The 19,397-nt window shown below is 48.0% G+C and carries 12 protein-coding genes; 3 read left to right on the top strand and 9 right to left on the bottom strand.

The genetic code is table 11. The features are described from left to right. Positions 1-5: 5 nt before the first annotated feature. From cobN to HHL17_RS24600, 3 genes are all read left to right on the top strand, one after another. Complete coding sequence (gene cobN, locus HHL17_RS24610) at positions 6-3,746, top strand: cobaltochelatase subunit CobN (RefSeq protein ID WP_169227503.1); 3,741 nt, start codon at positions 6-8, stop codon at positions 3,744-3,746. A 121-nt stretch (positions 3,747-3,867) separates the two neighbouring features. Then, positions 3,868-4,800 (top strand): GlxA family transcriptional regulator, encoded by a 933-nt coding sequence (locus tag HHL17_RS24605; RefSeq protein WP_169227502.1) that lies wholly within the window; start codon positions 3,868-3,870, stop codon positions 4,798-4,800. After that, positions 4,790-5,974 (top strand): DJ-1/PfpI family protein, encoded by a 1,185-nt coding sequence (locus HHL17_RS24600; protein WP_317166604.1) that lies wholly within the window; start codon positions 4,790-4,792, stop codon positions 5,972-5,974. Before HHL17_RS24605 ends, HHL17_RS24600 begins: the two co-directional genes overlap by 11 nt. Positions 5,975-6,109: 135 nt before the next feature. Here the strand turns inward: HHL17_RS24600 and HHL17_RS24595 are convergent, their stop codons facing one another. From HHL17_RS24595 to HHL17_RS24555, 9 genes are all read right to left on the bottom strand, one after another. Continuing rightward, positions 6,110-7,735, bottom strand: a complete 1,626-nt coding sequence (locus HHL17_RS24595; RefSeq protein WP_169227501.1) for a glycerophosphodiester phosphodiesterase family protein — start codon at positions 7,733-7,735, stop codon at positions 6,110-6,112. Then, positions 7,735-9,090, bottom strand: coding sequence for a PhoPQ-activated pathogenicity-related family protein (locus tag HHL17_RS24590; protein WP_169227500.1), 1,356 nt, complete (start codon positions 9,088-9,090; stop codon positions 7,735-7,737). The genes HHL17_RS24595 and HHL17_RS24590 overlap by 1 nt, the downstream gene beginning before the upstream one ends. 37 nt (positions 9,091-9,127) lie before the next feature. Then, complete coding sequence (locus HHL17_RS24585; RefSeq protein ID WP_169227499.1) at positions 9,128-10,828, bottom strand: SusD/RagB family nutrient-binding outer membrane lipoprotein; 1,701 nt, start codon at positions 10,826-10,828, stop codon at positions 9,128-9,130. A 21-nt stretch (positions 10,829-10,849) separates the two neighbouring features. Continuing rightward, entirely contained in the window at positions 10,850-14,305 is a 3,456-nt protein-coding gene (locus HHL17_RS24580) for a SusC/RagA family TonB-linked outer membrane protein (protein WP_169227498.1), read from the bottom strand. 85 nt (positions 14,306-14,390) lie between these two features. Continuing rightward, positions 14,391-15,434: a FecR family protein gene (locus HHL17_RS24575; RefSeq protein ID WP_169227497.1), complete on the bottom strand. Its 1,044-nt coding sequence runs from the start codon at positions 15,432-15,434 to the stop codon at positions 14,391-14,393. Positions 15,435-15,507: 73 nt separating this feature from the next. Continuing rightward, entirely contained in the window at positions 15,508-16,056 is a 549-nt protein-coding gene (locus HHL17_RS24570; RefSeq protein ID WP_169227496.1) for an RNA polymerase sigma-70 factor, read from the bottom strand. 77 nt (positions 16,057-16,133) lie between these two features. After that, on the bottom strand, positions 16,134-16,646 hold the full coding sequence (locus HHL17_RS24565) for a hypothetical protein (RefSeq protein WP_169227495.1): 513 nt from the start codon (positions 16,644-16,646) through the stop codon (positions 16,134-16,136). A gap of 500 nt (positions 16,647-17,146) precedes the next feature. Then, complete coding sequence (locus tag HHL17_RS24560; RefSeq protein ID WP_169227494.1) at positions 17,147-18,706, bottom strand: hypothetical protein; 1,560 nt, start codon at positions 18,704-18,706, stop codon at positions 17,147-17,149. A 157-nt stretch (positions 18,707-18,863) separates the two neighbouring features. After that, positions 18,864-19,385: a hypothetical protein gene (locus tag HHL17_RS24555; protein ID WP_169227493.1), complete on the bottom strand. Its 522-nt coding sequence runs from the start codon at positions 19,383-19,385 to the stop codon at positions 18,864-18,866. Between the last annotated feature and the right edge of the window lie 12 nt (positions 19,386-19,397).

Raw genomic sequence — 19,397 nt, 5'->3', positions numbered from 1 at the left:
AGCGCATGCACCTGATAGCAACGATACCCGGCGGATGGAACCCAAACAATGAAGGCGTTTTTATGGTGGAACAGCAGCCGGGTGATATCGTGTTCCTGACGGCAGCCGACACAGAAATACATGCACTTAACGCGGCTTACCACCAAATCCAATCGGAGGGCAGCCCTACGTTACGCATGGCCAATGTTATCTTCTTAAAACAGGAATTGTCTACAGATCATTACGTAGACAATGTAATCAGGCATGCTAAACTGGTGATATGCCGGCTGCTCGGCGGGCAGGGATATTACAATTACCTGGTGGAAGCCATCAAGCGCTACTGTACGGAATGGAATATCCCTGTTCTGTTTCTCCCGGGCTATGATGCCCCGGATTTGCAACTGATGGAGTTGTCGTCCGTAGATATCACGATAACGGACATCGTATGGAAGTACTTTACGGCCGGTGGCCCCCAAAATATGCAGCAATGCCTGTTGTATCTCTGGCATCGCTTTTTTGATAAACCAGCGACCTATAGGGTACCAGCTTTCCTGCCGGACCTGTTTATAGGTTTTCCGGGAGAGGGTTTAATGGAGATGGAGGCGTTTTTGTTGAAAAGAGATATATCGCTGCCGCTGGTACCGCTTATCATTTACCGCTCTCATTACGTCTCCGGCAATACCGATCCGGTGGCTCAACTCTGTACGCAGCTGATCAGGCGGGGCTTACAACCCATGCCGGTATATGTGTCCAATCTTCGTGATGCAGGCATGCTGGATGAACTGTATCGCTTCCTCACAGGCAACGGGCAAATACAACCGGCTGCGCTGATCAATACCACCAGCTTTTCTACCAAATCCCTTACGGATGATCAACCGGAAAATGAGTTCATATTTTCTCGTATTGGTGTTCCCGTTATACAGGCAATCTTCGCCTCCTGCACCTTTCAACAGTGGGAGCAAGGACTTTTCGGGCTACCGCCCACCGACGTGGCCATCAACATCGCCCTTCCCGAAATGGACGGACGTATCATTGGCACGGCAGTATCCTTTAAATCAGATAAAGGGCGCGATCCGCTCACTGACTCTACCATCGTGGCCTATGAAGCCTACGTACCAGGCTGCGCCCGTGTGGCCGACATGATACTGGCCTGGGTATTGTTACAACAGAAACAACACTCTAATAAACATATTGCGCTTATCATGCCTAACTACCCCAATAAGGATAGCCGTCTGGCTAATGGGGTAGGACTGGACACTCCTGAGAGCGTAGTCCGCATCCTGGGCGCCTTGCAAAGGGAAGGCTATAGACTGGGCAATTATGTGCCCAACAGCAGCGCTGCCCTCATGGAGATGATTACGCACTACATCACCAACGATGCAGGTACCTATTACAGCCGTCCCTACCAGGTGTATCTGGAAGAAGAAACGTTCCTGCGTTGGTATCGTACACTAAGTACCGCTCTCCGTGAAAAAATAGAAAGGCAGTGGGGGGCTTATCACGAAGCGGCCACCTACCATGAAGGCCGCTTTGCATTGCCTGGCTGCCTGCTCGGTAACATCTTCGTCAGCATACAACCGGCCCGTGGTTACAACAGCGATCCTAAAAGCATCTACCACAGCCCGGACCTGCCACCCACCTACGACTACCTCGCATTTTATTGCTGGCTGCATGACCATTTCAAAGCTGATGCGGTGGTACATACAGGCAAACACGGTAACCTGGAATGGTTGCCGGGTAAAAGCGTGGCACTGGGCACGGACAGCTGTTTTCCGGCTGCCTTGTTCCCCTTATTACCACATTTCTATCCTTTTATCATCAATGATCCGGGAGAGGGTACGCAGGCAAAACGCCGTAACCACGCTGTTATCATCGATCACCTGGTGCCGTCTATGGCCCGCGCGGAAACCTACGGAGCACTCGCGAAGCTGGAGCAACAAGTTGATGAATACTATGAAGCGGTTAGTTTAGATGCCCGCCGCGCTGCCCTGATACGCACTAATATCCGGCAGCTGGTAAAACAGGAACACCTGCTAACCGACCTGCAAACTGACGGTAAAGACATTGATGAACTACTCCTGAAGCTCGATGCCTATCTGTGCGAACTTAAAGAGGCACAGATCCGCGATGGCCTGCACATCCTTGGTGATGTGCCGCAGGGCGAACAGCTCTGTAGCTTATTGGTAGCGCTGCATCGCCTGCCAGGAAATGGTTTGTTGGGTATCACGCAGGCATTGGCCACGGACGAAGGCCTTGGCTTTGATCCAGTCGATTGCGATTATGCATTACCGTTATCCATCACAGTGAATGGGGTGGTTTGTCGCACACAAGGCGATGTAGTGGAGCAGTTGGAGCTAAAAGCCATGGAGTTGGTCTTTAGGTTGATGGAAAACCATCTGCCGGAGGCAGGGCACCATACAAGCCTGGTATTACATTACATATACAACAATACGCTGCCTCGTGTACGTGCCACTACAGACGAGGTGAGTAACCTGCTCGTAGGTCTCAGTGGTGGGTATGTGCAGAGTGGCGCATCCGGTGCCCCTACCCGGGGGCGGGCAAACATACTGCCTACCGGCCGCAATTTTTACTCGGTGGATGTCCGCAGTATCCCTACAGAAACGGCCTGGAGCCTCGGACAGAAAAGCGCAAAACTACTCATTGATCGTTATCTGCAGGAGCATGGCGAATATCCAAAACGTATAGGGTTGTCCGTATGGGGCACTGCTACCATGCGTACCGGTGGCGATGACCTGGCGCAGGCTTTTGCATTGATGGGGGTGAAGCCACTATGGCAGAGTGCCAGCAGGCGTGTCACGGATTTCGAAATTATACCGCTGATAGCACTGCGTCGTCCGCGCGTAGATGTTACCCTGCGCATCTCTGGTTTTTTCAGGGACGCCTTCCCGGATATGATATCGTTGTTTAACGCTGTGGTGGAACGTTTGGCCGAATTGGAAGATGAGTCGCCGGAAGACAACCCTATCCGCGCGCAATACCTCGCTGAAAAAGCGCAATGGGAGCATGAAGGACTGCCGGCCGAAAAAGCCCGCGATTGGGCGCTGTTCAGAGTATTTGGCTCCAAACCGGGTGCCTATGGCGCCGGCCTGCAAGCCCTCATCGATGAAAAAAACTGGACCTCCCGCGAGGACCTGGCCATGGTATACATGAACTGGAGCGCCTATGGCTACAACGGACGCCAGCAAGGTGTTTCTGCCTATGAGCCTTTCAAAAGACGCCTCTCCAACATACAAGTGGTGATGCACAACCAGGACAATCGCGAACACGATATTCTCGACTCTGATGACTATTACCAGTTTCATGGCGGTATGGCCAATGCGGTGGAGCAAGTGAGCGGCCAGCAGCCGGTGATGTATTTCGGAGATCATAGCCGTCCTGAAAATCCACGCGTAAAAAGCCTCAAAGAAGAGCTGCTCAAGGTTTATCGCTCCCGCGTAGTCAACAGTAAATGGATCAATGGCATGCACCGCCATGGCTACAAAGGTGCCTTTGAAATGGCCGCTACGATGGACTATCTGTTTGCCTACAGCGCCACCACCGGACTGGTAGATGACTTTATGTATGAAGGCATCACACAAGCATATCTTTTTAATGATGACAACAGGCAGTTCCTGGAAAAGTTCAATCCGCATGCCTTACAGGATATGGCGGGGCGCATGCTGGAAGCCATACAGCGCGGCCTTTGGAAGGAGCCGTCTGCGGACACAGCGGAAGGGTTGAAAAATATGTATCTTCAGCAAGAATAGCATACGTTCGTTTTTTATAAAGCGGACATAGTTTATGGTCTCGTCCTATTATGGTTATAGTGGCCGGATATGACGCGTCTTTGTCCTTTCTGAAAAGTGTAATAAGGCTACTTTTGCCAGGATGAGAAGAAAAATTGCCTTTATCATACCTCCCCTTATGGAACTGCTGGACCTCGCAGGGCCTGCCCAGGTGTTTTGGGAAGCAAACATACAGGGAATTGACATTGAGATAGCATTCTATGCGATGGACCAGCAAACTACCACCGCTGTGGGGTTGCCTTTAGGAAAAATCATGAATTACCGGAAAGCGGTATTGCACGAAAACGATTTTCTTTTTATTCCCGGATTCTATTTTGAAGGCCTGAAAGGACGTCCCGGCATTACAGCCCAATTCTCAAGTTGGTTGAGTGATTGTGCAGCCAGGAAAGTCAATATCTGTTCAGTATGTAACGCCGCCTTTATCCTGGGCAGTGCGGGGCTGCTGGACAACCGGGAATGTACTACCCACTGGAGAAGTACGGACCTCCTGCAAAGCATGTTCCCCGCCGCCCGTGTTCTTACTAATGTACTGTTTGTAAAGAGCGGGAATATTTATACCAGCGCAGGTATCAGCTCCGGGATCGATATGGCCCTGTCCATCCTGGAAGAATGGCAAGGTCCATTATTTGCGAACCAGGTTGCCAGGGGGCTGGTAATATATTATCGCAGGGGAGGCAAACATAGTCAACAAAACGTCTATCTGGATTACAGGAACCACATCCATCCAAAAATTCACGAGTTACAGGACTATGTAATTACTCATTTGGATCGGTCTGTGACGATAGAGACGCTGTCAGACCTTTTTAATAGCAGTGCAAGAAATCTGACAAGGATTTTTAAAGAAGCTACGGGCATAACGATCAATGAATACATTACCCGTCTTAGGGTAGAAAAAGCAGGCATACTGCGTAATAATCCTGAATATACGATCACTAAAATAGCTTCAGAATGCGGATTCAAATCCGCCCGGCAATTACAAAGAATACTAAAAAAATACAGCAAAAGTGAGAAATAACAAACTGACCTACGGCATCCTCCTGGTTATAGGTATTACAATGATCTGGTTTTTTCATGCTTGCGCCCCTGTCCGGGAGTTTATGCGATGGAAAACATTTAACGGCACACCCAACTTCCCCGACCAGCGTCCGTACTTTGATTCTGTCAAAAAAACAGTGGTGATTATCGCAGATAATGACGGTACTGAGATTTTTGACCTGATGGCGCCGTATTACTTGTTCAGCGCTACCGAAAAGGCAAATGTGTATGTAGTCGCCGGGAAAAAAGCGCCTGTTATCATGCGAAAGGGGCTTTTCCTGTTGCCTCATTTTTCCTTCGGGGAATTCGACTCTGCGGGTATCAATGCCGATGTGATCGTGATTCCTAACTTGTCTGCGATGGATGCCCGCCACCAAAATCCAATGATTGTCGATTGGATTAAAAAACATTATCATGATTCCACTGCTATACTTTCTGTTTGTGATGGTGCGTTGACGGCAGCAGCAACTGGTATTTACGACGGTAAGTTACTTACGGCCCATGCATCTGACTATGCCGATATGCGGAAACAATACAGTAAACCATTATGGGTCAACAATCTTCGTGTAACCCGCAGCGGCAACCTGTACAGCACAGCGGGCGTTTCCAATGCCACAGACGGGGCGCTTGCCATCATTGATACCCTTTTTGGGCGCCAAACAATGTTACAGGTGAGTAAGTTGATTTATTATAAATCTTCTCCGGAACAAACTGCACATAAAAGTATTCCCGTTGGTTTCAGCGATAAAATGACCATCGGCAAAAAAGTGCTGTTGGGAAAAAACAGGCAGATCGGCGTGTTATTGGAGAATGGTGCAAATGAGCTGGAGTTAGCTGCAGTACTGGACACGTATAACCGAACCTTCCCCAAATCGCTGGAAAGCGTAACGTTGACAGATAGCAGCGTTATCACAGGATACGGACTCACCTTATTGCCTACCACCAGCCTGCATAAATTTCATCCGGATGAACTTCATGTTTTGCAGCCGGACAAGCTTCCGTCAAAAATCCAAACCCTGGTCGATTCTTCAGTAATAGTTAGATATGATCGACAACAACCCCAGTATATAATTGACGCTTGCCTGAACCGGATCCGGCTACAATATGGCCCAAAATATACTAAGGTGGTAAAGCTGCTACTCGATTACAACTAAAAAGCGCTGTATCGGAAGTTTCAGTCAGAAGCTGCCTTTGTGCATGGCCCGACAGCCCCGGAAGTAGCCTGGACGAGAACGGATTATCCGGAAAAGCTATTGGCATACCTGTGTAAGAAAAGTCTGCACAAATAATTATTCGGCAGGGTAATATTGTTTTAACCAGCTGATTACTTTCGCAAAAACATTCAAGGAAGCTGTTAACCCCATCCCATGTTTTTCTGTTGGATACAACTCAAATTGTGTTGGGATATTCAACGACGTTAGTTTTTCATGCAGCTTTTTTGCCTGGTTGACATCTACCAGTGGATCTTGTCCGCCGTGGAACAAAATAGTAGGCACGCCGCTGGCTTTAGTAAGCTGGTGATAGGGACTGGCGTCAAAGGCAATTTTGGCGGCAGGATCGGGCTCACCCAGCAGACGAGCTACTTTTTCATCGGCATCTTTATTTTCCTGTCTTGCTTTTTTATCAGTGAAATCTGTCGGCCCCCATAAGTCTACCACTGTTTTTATCTGCCGTAAACTATCGCAGGCGTAGGCGTACTGCATCGCGAGATATGCGCCGGCGCTACCGCCTATCAGGGCAAACTGGCTGCCATCGAATTGCAGTTTTTTGGATTTGGAAGATATGAATGCCAGTGCTTTTTTTATATCGTCCAATTGGGCAGGGTAAATGTTTTGGTGGTCCCGGACCAGGCGATAGTTCATGGACACTACGCCATAGTGCAGCTTACCGGCCAGTTCCTCGATGAGTTGTTTGGGGAATTCCTTTTTATCACCGCCCGTCCAGCCGCCGCCATGGAGGTATACAATTATTTTGGTATTGGCCGAATGGTTTTCCGGCAGATAAGCATCCAGGGTATTATCTTCTCCGGCATCGCCATAGGGTACATTGCGCATTGTAATGTAATTGGAACTGCTGGCTACTGCTGGTAGTGCGGTGCCGTTGCTCCCATCCCGCAGGTTATTTTTTTTCAGATAGCTGACGAGTGCCTCCGGGTGATCACTTTGCATACCTTGTACGCCCTTGCTTAATACGGCATTCCAGGTGGCGGGACCTTCTGATGACGCTTGTGCGTCCAGCCATACGGCTACGCCATGTTGCCGGGTAACAGTCAGCATGGCGCTATCTGTGACATTGTCTAATACTGCGATGGCGATGTTGTCCAGCAGGTAGTTCAGTTGCGCCGGGGTAGTTACTTCATCAGGTACGCTGGTCATCAGTGGCATTTGCGGCGCTGTTTTTCTCCAGGGTTTATATTGTTCTTTGCTATTGAGATATACTACGATCTGTTTCTCCATCCCTGCGGCCTGTATTTGTTTCCAGGTTTCGGCTACATCGGCATCTTTGAAATCAAGGTAGATATTAACTTTCCCTTTGCTGGCTCGTAAAGCTTCTGCGAACGTGGGTACGCGGTAATCTTTTCCGTCTTTGCTATTGACTTTTAACTGTTTGATTTCCGCCCAGGTGAGGTCAGTAACTTTTCCTTTACCGTTGGTCATGCGATCTACGGTAGCGTCGTGCATGAGTACCAGTTGTCCGTCTTTGGTGGTGCGGATGTCCAGTTCTGCATAATCGGCGCCACATTGAATGGTGGCGGCTATAGCGGCCACCGTATTTTCCGGCATGTCTACATGGTTACCGCGATGGGCGACTACCACAAATTTATTTTTGGTAGCGGGCAACGGCGCTGCCTGTTGTGCAATCGTGTTTTGCATCAACAGACAGGCGCCGGCAAAAATGAATATACGCTTCATCATTACAGGATCTGTTTAGTATCGGTCAGGAACACACGGGTACTTACCGTATAGGTGCCACCGGTAGGATTAACATATTGAAGGTCTACGTAAAAAGCGCGGTAGCCGCTGGAGGGCAATGGAGTGCTTACTTTTACGGTTGACTTATGCGCTTGCCCCAGGCTTTGTGAGGACCATTTCTCATTGCGGAAATCCAGGTCGGTGGAATTAGCCGTCCATAAGATGACGTCTACCAATTGATCTGCCGTAGCTTTAGTGGTGAGCTTTACGTTACCGCGACGGGTACTGGTAGTCCAGCTGCAGGTAGGGTAAGGCTGTTGTGTGAGCGTAGTTGCAAAGAAAGCGCTGAGTCCTTCGAAGGCATGCTTTTTATCCCCCAGGTTATGTCCGGCGTTGGGGGTGTAGTTGAGCATATTTTTACCAGGGATGCTGTCGAGGTAGTTTTTAACGTTGTCTACTACCCAGTATTCATCATTGGTGCCCATGAAAATCATTTTCGGCATAGTGAGGAACTGGCGGTAGGAGTAAGGGTCTATCATGGTGTTAATGGCTTGTCCTCCTTCCGTATGTGCTGCCTGCGGGATGCCGAGTTTCACGTAGTCTTCAATTTGTATGCTGTATTCTTTCCACGTTTTGATTTGATAGTCGAGGCTTACCGGCATGTTCAGTACATCAATCACCATTGGTGCAATGGCAGCTACACGGCTGTCGTTGGCGCCGGTGAGCCAGGTTGTCCAGCCGCGTTTGGAAGCGCCGGATACCACGAAGCGGTTTACATTTTGCAACAGTCTTTCTTTTGAAAACGACTGCACTGCGTCCATAGCGCGCACGGCGCTTTTCACCATTGGGAAAAGCAGGGGCCAGGTATAGTCGCCATCTTCTTTAAACTGATGAAGGGTATACGAGATCAGGGCATCTTCTGTCAGATTTTTAAAGAGCGGCTGATTAGGTGCCTGTCTGAGTACGGCGGTAATGGCTTTATTGGTGCCGGCCATAGCGGCAACCTGCTGATACAGTTCGTCCGTAGGGCTGTTCCAGTTAGGCAACCCGTTTTTAACAGCGCCTCCGGTGATGAACAGCAGTGCGCCATCATAGCTCAGGTTGGCAGGCACAAAGATGGTGAGCTGATGTGTCCAGGTATATTCCCGCCATTTCTGAGAGGTGAGTAAAATACTGTAACATTTTACGTCCTTGATATTGAAAGAGTCTTTCAGCTCATAATGGAAGGAGGTATCTCCGTTATTCAGGTAGCTTTTCAGCGCAGTGGCCGGCGTAACGGTTTGTTGTGCGAACGCCGCTGCGAGGAAAAGCAGGTTGACAAATAATGCGGTGGTTGTTTTCAGAAAACGTTGTTTCATATACTGAACAGTGATTTAAAGTAAGATAAAAAATATTTTACCATGGTTTGCCGGTGCCTTGAATAATCCATGGTTTGGACCAGGGACTGTTCTGTGGGCCGTTGGCGCCAAAAGAAGATTGGGAGGTTACTTCCAATCGTTTCATGGCCTCTGTCACATTGGTTTTATTCAGGTTTCTTTCTTCCAGCATGTAATACAGTCGTACGGGTAATACCGGTGCCTTTGCATAAGGACCGGCGTGTAAGTTGGGATATCCGGTGCGTTTATAGTCGGCCCAGGCTTCTGTGGCGGCGGTCCAGCTGGCGATCCATTTCTGTGTAATAATCTGTTCCTGGGTATTGTTAAACTTAACATTAGGTTGAGACAGATAAGCGGCGAGGTTACCGCTTACGCCCCAGGTGCTGAAAGAAGCCTGTATACCGGCTTTGTAATGTGTTTCCGCATCGCCGGCAGCCCAGCCTTTTACAGCAGTTGCTTCTGCGAGGATGAAATGTACCTCTGCAGCGGAGATCAGCCTGGCTTTCAGCAATGGTCCTTTGGCTTGTTTGTAGATATCATTGAGCCAGGATACATGCGGGTTCCGGGAAGCCTGTGCAGCGTCCGGACTTAAGTTATATACCGCAGGGCCGGGGATGGCTGGTGGTATCCCTACATAGTTCACGTCCTGGTTAATATCTTTCAGCGTGAGTCCTTTAGACGCCAGTACATCCGGAGAGATATATCTTACTTTCCTGTTTTCGCCATTTACTACAGTATCTACTGCTTTATAGACGTTGCCGGTGCCGGGAGGCAGTTTGTCATTTACTACGAGGAAGCACTGTACTTTATTGGCCCATACGCCCAGGCGAGGATCATTCAGTGACGCCAGGGAGGTAACAAGTGTATTGCACATTTTCAGGCGGCGGTAGTTGCTGCTGTCGCTGTCATAGGCGGCGTTGGCAGGCCAGGAGTCGGCGTTGCTGTTGCCGGGGAAGGACATGGTAGCGTCGTCTGCAGCGTCGGTGATGATAGGATATTGTGTTGGATTGGCTGCTATTTTTTCAATGCCTGCTTTGGCGATGGCCGGCAGCTTCTCTGATAGGCGCATATAATAGCGTAATGCGAGAGAATTAGCCATTTTGCGCCATTTTGCAGGGTCGCCCTGGTAGTACACGTCAACAGCATCAATCGGGGAGGGATAGGCGCTCTTAGGCTTGGAAAGCAGTGTGTTGGCTTTTTCCAGGTCAGCGAGTATGCCGGTGTAAATATCCTGTTGCGGGTCATAAACCGGCGTAGTGGCAGGAGGACCATCTTCTCCTTTTAATGCCTGTGAATAAGGCGCATCTCCCCACAGATCGGTGATCAGTCCAAACATCATGGATTTCATCACGAGGGCCACGCCTTGTTGTAATTCGTTTTGTAAGGCAACGGAGCGGTTATATACCAGCTGGTTATTACGCAGGATATCGTAGTAGGCGGTCCAGCTATTGCTGCCACCCCAGTCGTATTCATTGTGCGTGGTGGTCCATCCATCCTTTTGGGTATGTTGCATAACGCCGGCCATATCCTGGTAGCCCAGGGTCACGATTTCAATGCCTGCCTGCGTTAGTACGGTAGACATGACGAGGTTCGGATTAGTCGTTGCCGGATTGGAACCATTCGGGTTCTCATTCAATTTCATCAGGTCCTTTTTACAGGAGGTTACGGAAGTACCTAACAACCCGAGGCAAAGTATAATTGATTTAGTAACTGTTTTCATGTTGCTGAGTTAAAGGTGCTCTTAAAAGGTAACGTTCAATTTAGCGCCCATGGGAATAGACCAGGGAGTAACATTGTATCTTTCAATGCCCTGCATGAATTGCATGCCGGAGCCCTGTACAGTGGTAGAAGGCTGGTAGGCATTTTCGGGATCAATGCCAATTTTGGCTGCCGTCCACAGGATGATATTTCTGCTGTAGATGGACACACTGGCGTTCTGCACTTTCACACCGGAGAGCAGGTGTTTGGGTAATTCATAAGAGAGCGATACTTCCCGCAGTTTCAGGTAAGAAGCCGGGAACAGGAATGCCCTGGTGAAAGACCAGGCAGTACTGCCTGCGTAAGGAAGGGTAGTGGTACCGGGGCCTCCCAGGTTTTCAATATAGCCGGTAGGGTTACCGTTGGCATCGTATCCTTTGGCTCTTACACCGGGGATGAATACACCGCCGTAAGGCAGTACATACGGGCCATAGGCAAATCCATAACCATTGTATTCCGGTGTAGGACCACCCACTACGGGAAACTTGTTGCCGCTGGGGATAATCAGTTCGTCCTGGTGGCTCACGAGATAATCTCTGAGTTCCTGTCCTTTCATGTTACCGGGATTGGTGAGTTTATCGAGGAAGAGCTGTGAATTGCCTTTCTCTTCTCCGTAACGGTAGGTCTGGGAAACGAAGTCACCGCCGTTTCTCCAGTCGAACGTCATGCTGAGGGTGAAGTTTTTATAGCTCAGGGTCGTTTGCAGGCCCATAATAAAGTTAGGGTTGAAGTTGCCTATTTTATTACGGGAATTCGTGGCATCTTTACTTTGCCATTTACCGGTATTATCCAGTAGCGGATAGCCATAATAGGGAGATGATTTATCGGTAACGGTCACCAGTTGTGCATCATAAATATCGCCGATGTCTTCTCCTACGTACGTCCATGCACCGCCTTTACCTTCTTCCCAAAGGGTGTAGTAAGGCAGGTCATCAGGGAGTGAAACGATCTTTGTCCTGTTACGGGTGAAGTTCACATTCACATCCCATTTCCAGTTTTTCTGTTGCACTGGTGTGCCGCCGAGCGTTAGTTCCACGCCACGGCTCCTCAGCAAACCAGCGTTGATGTTGCGGGAGGAGAATCCGGACGATGGTGCTGTTTTAGGACTGAAGATCTGGTTTTTATTTTCCACCATGTAATAGGTGGCGGCAAAACGCAGGCGATTTTTGAACAGGTTGATATCGGCGCCTGCTTCGTAAGAGGTAGCGATTTCCGGTTTCAGGAATGGATTGAGCAGGTTGCCGGAAGTAGATAAGCGCGGGATGTTACCCCAGGCGCCGGCATTATACAAGGTTGCCAGCAATTGATAGGGAGAGGCGTCGTTACCTACCTGTGCGGCGCCGGCTCTCAGCTTGATAAGATTAATGTCATCGGAGGTGAGGTGGGCCATTTCATTCACCAGCAAGCTCAGTGAGGCGGCGGGATAGAAATAGGCTGCTGCATTCGGCAGGGTGCTGGACCAGTCGGTACGACCCGTTACATCCAGGTAGGCCATACCTTTATAGCCTACGTTTAACATGCCGTAGATGCTGTTCACTCCTTTCTCGAACATCGTGCTGTTATAGTTCAGGTTTTGCGGTGCAATGTTCTGAATAGTGTATACCCCTGGTGTATTTAAACCGGTACCATCTTTAGTAGAAGTAATAATGTTTTTGCCGGTCTGATAGCGCTTGTTGCCACCTGCAGAAACGGAGAAGTCGAAGTTGCCGATATCTTTCTTGTATGTCAGCAACACATCTATATTGCGTTCGAAGTTGCTGAGATTGATGATACCATATGCGCCACCGGGATTGTTGATATAACTGTTGGCGATTTTTGTTTCTCTTCTTTCATTATAGGTATCCAGTGAATACCGGGCCATGAAACTGAGGGAGGGCAGTATTTTCCAGTCGGCCCGGATGTTACCGAATACACGGTCTCTCACAAAGGCATTTTTCACTTCATAAGCGAGGAAATAAGGATTATTGAATACGCCGTTGGCCTGTGTGCGTTGTTGCAGGCCTTCCTGGCCGGGCATCCAGTAATCTTTCAGGTCGCGCACATCGATGTGCGGAGAGATGGTGTATACCGCCTGTAAGGGATTGGCGCCTCTGTCGCCCGCCGGACGGTTATTGGAATTGGTGCGGCTGAAATCCACGTTGGTGCTGAAGCTCAGTTTTGAATTGGCCTGTAAGCTGGAATTCAGGTTGAGTGCATTTTTGAACAGGTCGGTGTTAGGGATAATACCTTTGCTGGTCATGTTGGCGTAACCTACCCGATAAGCAATTTTATCATTGTTGTTTGCCAGGGAAACAGCCGTGGTGGTGGTCATGCCGGTGTTTACAAAATTTTTCACGTTGTCTTTATGTGATACCAGTGGCATGGGAATTGATTTGCCGTTCTGATCTTTTGGGCTGTTCCATTGTACTTCTTCATAACCCATATCCAGTTCAGCTCCGAAGGTAGCATCAATATTTTCCGTGATAATGGTACCAAAGGGATTGGTGAGCATATTACCACTGCGCGATACCGGGATACCGGAGAACTGTCCGGAGCCGAATTTGGTTTGCCATTTCAGGAATTTGTAAGGGATGTCGAATACGGTATTCACGGAAGCATTGACAGTAGCGCGGTTTACTTTTTTACCGGTTTTAGTGGTGATGAGCACTACGCCGTTGCCTGCGCGGGAGCCATACAATGCGGCAGCGCTGGGGCCTTTCAGGATGGTAACGCTTTCGATGTTGTCCGGATTGATATCGGAAATAGCGTTGCCGTAATCCACCTTGTTATCCTGGCCAATCTGGCTGACGTTGTTGATGGTGTTGGCCAGTGGTACGCCATCTACCACGAAGAGCGGCTGGTTGTCGCTGCTGAGGGAAGTGGCGCCGCGGATGATCATGCTGACAGAGGAGCCGGGACCGCCGGTGGAGTTGATGGTAACACCGGCTACTTTACCGGACATGGAATTCAGCAGGTTTTCCTGTGTGACGCGGGTAAATTCCTTGCCGCCGACTTCTTCTACGGAGAAACCCAATGCTTTCTTTTCTCTTTTAATGCCGAGGGCGGTGACGAGTACCTGTTCCAGCTCTTCTACTTTTTTTTTCATGACAACTGACAGCGATAGTTTGCTGGAATCATTGATCGTATAGCCTTTCAGGGTATCTGTTGTATAACCGGCACAGTTAAAGATAAAGCGATAAGGGCCGCCGGCAGGCAATTTCGGAAAAGTGAAAATGCCTTTTTCGTTGGTCAGGGTATTGGCCAGTACCTGGTTGTCCGCATTCTCTACTCTTACCATTACACGTGCCAGCACTTCGTTGTTGGCGTTTTTGATAATGCCGATGGCAGCAGGATGTGTGTTTTGCGCCAGCAGGCTGCCTATGCACAACTGCGATAACAGGAGCAGCCAAATCGTTTTGGTGGGACGATCTTTTCGGGATTGTCGAATGTTTACACGCATAAAATATTTCATTTTTAGGCAAAAGGAATCACGGGCAGCCTTTTCAGGATGCAGTTAGTTATAGTTAAAGATGATTAGGTCCGGCTTACGGTGTTACGTAAATGACATTGTTTGTCTGCTTCATCGTCAGGTTGTTTAACGTGGCAATGGTAGACAGGAAATCGGTCAGGGATTCTCTGCTACTATCGAATGTTCCGGTAAAACTCATGTCTCTGAGCGTACCTTCCTGGCATTGAATGGTGAGGTGATATTTCTCCGACATCAGCCTGAAAATATTTGCCAGCGGTTCATTGTTGAACGTGAATATTTCCTTCTCCGGTTTCGCGATCACCTGCTTTGTGGGAGTGCTCACTGTTTTATTGACTACCGCGGTCATTTTCACCGGATCAAAAGAGAGGTCTTCGCCGGGCAGCAGATAGGTGGTTGTCAGCCCTTTAATGTCCGCCATGCTGTCTGGCTGCACCCTTACCTTACCGCTGATGAGTTGTACGCGGATAGGTTTTTTGGCAGCGTTCCAGGCGGTGATTTTGAACACGGTCCCCAGGGCGGTAGTAGCCAGGTGGCCCGCATGTACGGTAAAGGGTTGGTTTTTGTCGGGAGCTACTTTGAATACGGCTTCTCCCGTTAAAAATATTTCCCGGCCGGTAACCGCAAAAGAAGACAGGTACTTTAGCTGGCTACCTGGCGCCAGTTCTGCCTCGCTGCCGTCTTTCAAACGGATAGACATTATTTTCCGTGTATGATTGGCTTGTTGTACATAGGTATCCGGTGCCGTAACAGCATGCGTAACGGGTGTTGCTGCAGCTATCGGCATTGCCGGCTGGTGATGGTATCTGTTCCATGCAAACCCGGTAAGGGCAGCACCCAGTACTGCAGCCGCGATCCATTTATAGTAAAGGGTCTTCACCTTTTTCTTTTGCCAGGTACGATTTTCAATGACGGCCAGCATTTTGTCGGAAACGCTGGTTGATAAAGTGTGCTCCGGGTGAAAAGAATGCCAGCTCTCTTCTGTTAACCAGGGCTGCATCGCTTCAGGATGTTCCGCGAAATAAGCGGTGACAGCCTGCTTTTCTGCTTCGTTACATTCTCCCCGGAAAAACCTTTCAAATAATGTTGCTGGATGCTTCATATGTAGTATTCGTTTGAAAACAGTAAATCCCTCACTGCTTAACAATAAGTAAATATTCGGGTAAGAAAAAGGATCAGCAAAGCCAGGCGAAAATGGCAGGTAATAACAATAACAGGGAATCTTTTAGTTGCCGTATTGCACGTACAATGTGATTTTCAACTGTTTTGGGGGAGATGGATAATTGTTTGGCTATCTCTTTATGTGGAAGTCCTTCGAAGCGGCTTAGTTTAAAAACGTTTCTCCTGATGGGAGACAGTTGTTCTATACTGTTATATACCCGCGTCAATTCTTCTTTCACGGTAAGGTCTGTTTCCATGTGCCAGTCGGGCGTTTCCCGGACCATGATCTCGGTATGCCTGTTTCTGACCTGTTGTTTGCGCAGGAGGTCCGTCATTACGCTTTTGGCTATACGGAAAAGCTGTGCGGAAATATTGTAATCTGTAGATAGTTTTTCCCTTTTTTCCCAAAGTAGTATGAAAGACAGCTGTACTGTCTCTTCAGACAGGTAAGCAGAATGTGTACATTTCAATACGTAGAAATAGAGCTTTGTATGATATTGTTGATATATCATTTTGAAACACTCGATATTTCCATTCTTTATATCCTGTACGATACTTTCCATAATGACCGCAAATATCTAATGGCCCTAAACAAGATACAAGGAATTGCTGATTATATTATTGTTATTTTGGCGGCTCCTTATTTCTTCAGTTTCAATACTAAAGGAGCAGTGGCTACGCCCGGGATGGTGACTGTAATAGACAGGTCCAGGGTAGAATCGCTTACATTTTCGATCCAGTGCGGGTCATTGTTGCCTTTTTCGTTTGTGAGCAAGAATACAGCATCGTGTACGTCCAGTTTCCAGGAGCCTGCATTGCCGGCAGTGGGCAGTATCAGATCAGTGCAGCCTTTGATATTGAATTTGCCATCGGCGCCGAACTGATAAGTGTTGGTGGTGGTACAGGTAAATAATGCGCCGGCCTGGCCTAAGAGGGGCGCCAGTTTAATGATGCTGGTGCCGGCGGGGATATTTTGTCCGCCGAGCTTTACCGGAACGGCAAAAACAATATCCTTTTGTTGCCAGTTACCTGCTACCAATCCGTATTTGGCGGATTTATCAGGGGTAGCGTCTTTGTTCTTTTTACACGATGCCATCAGCAGCTGCCCTGCTGCCAATAGTGCCAGTGCTTTTATAGGGATAGAATTACGCATAACTTTTTACGTTAAATGATAGGGATGATGAATAACTTGCTACGGAAGCCTTTACTATGTATTCGTTTAGAAAAGATAAATCCCTCATCTGGTAACAATTAGTTCATATAGGGAGTGGGAAGATTTATGACGGAGCATATTCAGAGAATGAAGTTTTGCCAGCTGGTTGTCTGCGCTGTTCATGGTTCAAAGTTGACGAATTCATTCGCCAATCCATATACGAAGCCGGAGAAAAAATGTTCCGCGATGGAGAATTACCGGACGGATAAAATAATACCGGTTTACGCCGGACCAGATACCCTGTAGGGACGAGGATGCGTGAAGGATACCTAAAGGATGCGTGAAGGATATCACAAGGATGTTCGTGTAGGCAATTGCAGATCAATCAATAGTGAAAGATTTTAATAGCCTGTAATCATCTGGTACTAATAGTTTTTTACGGTTTTTTAAATCGATGATCACTCTTTTTCCATTATTTAAGATGCCGGGCGATACGGCTATCACCAACACTTTGTAATATCCTGGCATACCAGCCTGGTGGGTCTTTTCTGCATCACCGGTAATGCGCTGTACTTCCTGGTTGCGTCCGTCGGCGTCAAAGATAGTTCGAATATACTCACGTTATTTTGCGTATAGGTCCAGGTGTCAATGGCTATACCCGAACCAAAACTACTGTCCGGATAAGTACTGGAGCCATACCGGTGCCCGTTGACGGTGCTTGAAATACCCGTTAAATTGGTAATAGGTGCTGATGGTGTGTCAATCAGTGGTAGTCCGTTGTCATTCCAGTAAACAGAATCATTGGGTGAGAAACCATTTGTCCGCGTAAGCACAAAGCCATTTGGATTGTTTTCGACATCAATTATAAATAAATGGACCTCTTGTCTTCCCATGTGTACTTTGACATTATAGTTACCAGTGGCGGACACCTGGGCGCCCAGGCCATCGGTGCCGTCCCAGGGTATAATAGTAGTAGTGCTGGTCGCGTATCCGGTGAAAACTTTATCAACAGTATCGGTATAACTGTTGTTCTTGTTGATGTCCAGGAAAATCTCATATTTACCGGTACCTACTGTGGTTAGTGTAAAATTCCCACCTGTGTTTAGGGTATCTCCTGCGCCGGTAAACGTAATTCCATTAGCCCATACCGTAACCGGCGTACGAAGTAGCCAGGTAGTGCCGCCAAAAATGGGCGCTTGTGTTGGGAGCGAGGAAGCTGGGGTATTAAAAAATAATTTGTAGGTAACATCATCCCCTGTATCCGGTATACGGGGATCTATATAACCATTCAGGCTGTTCACGCTGCTATGGGAAGGGCCACCGCTTGCATTCTTGAAACCTTTGTTGTTTGCTACTATGCTGAAATCTGCATTGCTGCCAAATCCATTTGGATTAAGCGTATACTGATAGCCTGAATCGGTTAATATCCGCAGGTTGCCACGGAAACCGGTATTAGGACTTCCCATGTTAAGATTTAATACCTTCGTAAACACACGCCCTGGTACAAATCCCCCGCCAGTACTTTTTACCGTTACATCAAATGCGGCTATGTAGCTGGAATTCGCTGGCTGTACCCAATTACCAGAGGCGGCAATGGGAGGGGGCGGTGTGGTAGCATTAATGTCTGGCGGGATAAATGCGATCTCCCATACGCCTTCATCTGCTGCAGATATTAACCGGGTAAAAGTGACATAGCCGCCATCTCCTAATACCGCCGTAGGACCAACCACTTCTTCGTTGCGGTTGTTGATACGTCCAACAATTGCACTGTTTCCGGTTGAGTACAGATTGCCATTGGGGTCTCGCATGATGATGGTCCCTGTTCCAATACCTTGTGCGCTGGAGCCTAAATAAAACCGTTCACCATTTTTAACATACACCCAAACAGTTGCAGGCATAGGGAAGGGATTGCAGGGAGTGGCTGTAAGGCTCGCATTGATGTAAGCCCTGTTTCCGCCATTCTGGTTCAGTTGTTTGCTTCCTTCGGCGGATGCTGTAAGGTGTGAAACACCCTGTACAACCAGGAGCCATGACAGCAGTTTGAAATAGAAGCTACACATCTATACAGCGTTTATAGGTCATTGGGGATGGATACCTTGATTACTTTCTTCTGAAATTAAATATACTTATACTGCCTGCTTCCTCTTTGCAGGATCGCTGGGTTAACGAGCTTTTAATGAGATACAAATAATAATGACAGGGGTATGGGTTATATAGCTACAGTCCATGTTCATCGCACAAATCTGTGTACTTAAACAGGTACTCCGGCCCAACGCGGATTTTAGTCAGCCCGACAGTATCAAATTCATCGAGCTCGGGAGCGGCTTTTACACCAAGTAATCTCAATGCTTCATTAATCCATTTTATATTAATGTCCTGATTTACTTCCCCTCGAAATACATTCGCCCATTGGCCGCCTATTCCTCCAAAGTAATCCGTTATAATTATTGCATAAAGAGGATCTTCAGTTTTGGAAATGCGCTTCATGATTTCTGCCACCACCTTACTAATTGGAGAAACGAATATCTTACCAATTTGATAATTGGGAGAAACTTCTTGTTTTAATATATCAAGATAACCTTTCGCGCCCATTATATGTTCCCAGTAGGCCATATAATAATTATTAAAATGAAAAAGGGTTAATTCAGCAGTTAAAGGAACTGCTTCCAGATCAAAATGAACAATCTGGTCAGTATTAACTGGTCCCTTGAGAATGATAGCAGTTATTTCATGAGGCATTCAACAAATATA

The organism is Chitinophaga fulva (genome assembly GCF_012927205.1).
Taxonomy (GTDB): Bacteria; Bacteroidota; Bacteroidia; order Chitinophagales; family Chitinophagaceae; genus Chitinophaga; species Chitinophaga fulva.
The sequence above is the reverse complement of the archived record's forward strand: the minus strand, read 5'-3'. Positions and strand labels throughout refer to the sequence as shown.